The organism is Dietzia maris (assembly GCF_014144855.1).
In the GTDB taxonomy this organism is placed as follows: domain Bacteria; phylum Actinomycetota; class Actinomycetes; order Mycobacteriales; family Mycobacteriaceae; genus Dietzia; species Dietzia kunjamensis.
This window is the reverse complement of sequence record NZ_JAALDN010000329.1, coordinates 1-1,304: the sequence shown is the minus strand read 5'-3', so window position 1 is coordinate 1,304 and position 1,304 is coordinate 1. Positions and strand designations below refer to the sequence as shown.

The 1,304-nt window shown below is 71.3% G+C and carries 3 protein-coding genes and 1 pseudogene; 1 reads left to right on the top strand and 3 read right to left on the bottom strand.

What is annotated here, in order from left to right; translation table 11 throughout:
• Positions 1–189: pseudogene (locus tag G6024_RS11160) on the top strand (cobyrinate a,c-diamide synthase); the annotation flags it as partial.
• 51 nt (positions 190–240) lie between these two features.
• On the opposite strand, the gene G6024_RS16340 reads toward G6024_RS11160, so the two are convergent.
• The 3 genes from G6024_RS16340 to G6024_RS11145 all read right to left on the bottom strand — a co-directional run.
• Entirely contained in the window at positions 241–507 is a 267-nt protein-coding gene (locus G6024_RS16340) for a type II toxin-antitoxin system RelE family toxin (RefSeq protein WP_159148713.1), read from the bottom strand.
• An 8-nt stretch (positions 508–515) separates the two neighbouring features.
• Positions 516–782 (bottom strand): type II toxin-antitoxin system Phd/YefM family antitoxin, encoded by a 267-nt coding sequence (locus tag G6024_RS11150; protein ID WP_096907289.1) that lies wholly within the window; start codon positions 780–782, stop codon positions 516–518.
• A 39-nt stretch (positions 783–821) separates the two neighbouring features.
• Positions 822–1,304 (bottom strand): precorrin-6A/cobalt-precorrin-6A reductase (locus G6024_RS11145; RefSeq protein WP_182640366.1); only part of this gene is annotated, 483 nt, incomplete at its 5' end.

Sequence of the window (1,304 nt, the reverse complement as noted above, 5' to 3'; positions counted from 1 at the left end):
CCGGGCGCGGCTCCGGCCTGGACCAGCAGCGCCGGACCGGAGGGCTTCGTCAGCGGGTCGGTCCACGCCTCCTACCTGCACACGCACTGGGCCGGGCATCCGGCGATGGCGGCCCGGTTCGCGGCGCACGCGCGGCGCTTCGCCCGGGTGGCGGACCGCGGAATGGGCACGACCGCCGAGTTGGTCTGACTCCGCGACGACGAGCGCGCTGTCCGACGACACCGGCCGCTCAGACCGCGCTCACCGATACACATCCCGTCTGTGCTCGACCCGGAGAACGAGGACCTCTCTGGCGTCGTCGTCGATCCGATACAGGATGCGATAGGTCCCGCGACGGGCGGAGTACACGCCGCTCAGCTCCCTCCGCAGTTCCTTACCCACTCGCCGCGGGTTCGCGATCAATGGCCCGGTGAGGAATTCGACAACCGCCGAGGCGATGTTCTCCGGAAGGCCCCGCTGGATCGCCCGAGACGCGGGTGGGGCGACTACGAGCTCGTAGCCTTCCACCGCGCGGCCTACGGACGGAGGGCCCGGACGGCATCGACGCCGCGCACTACATCTCCGCGCGTCCTCGCCGCATCGGCCTCCCGGATATCTGCCAACGCTGACGGGTCGGAGAGGACATCAAGCGTCTCCTCGAGAGCGGCGAGATCGTCCGGGCTCATGACCACGGCCACCGGGCGTCCGTTCTTGGTCACGGTGACGCGCTCGTGGTGCTTGGAGACACGGTCGACCACGTCGCTGAAATTGGCCCGGACCTCACGGAGCGGCTCGGTGGACATGTACACAATTGTGCCACCCTTCGCGCGTGGGCGACATCCTCAATCCAGGCTGCGAGCCCACTCCGCGGCGGCAGCGGCACTGTCCACCACCGGAACGCCCGGCGCGGACCCGGGCCGCCGCACCACCACGATCGGTACGCCGAGCTCGTCGGCCACGGCCATCTTCGACCACGTGTGACCGCCGCCCGAGTCCTTGGTGACCAGCACGTCCACACCGTGATCGGCGAAGAGCTCGCGCTCACCCTCCACAGAGTAGGGGCCGCGGTTCAGCAGCAGCCGCCACCGCGCGGGCAGATCCACCTCCGGCGGGTCCACCACCCTGACCAGCGCGTGGTGCTCGGCGAGCGGGCCGACGAACCTGTCCAGCGACTGCCGGCCGATCGTGAGGAACGGCCGCCGGCCCACGCGGGACGCGGTAGCGGCGGCCTCGTCGTGGTCGTCTACCCAGTGCCAGCCGTCCGCACCGGGGGCGGCGGCCCACCCCGGTCGCTCGAGGCGCAGCAGCGGGACCTCCGCGGCGGC

What these genes read in the sequence shown, in the direction of transcription:
- G6024_RS11150 (WP_096907289.1), bottom strand. Translation starts at nt 782, where the DNA reads ATGTCCACCGAGCCGCTCCGTGAGGTCCGGGCCAATTTCAGCGACGTG.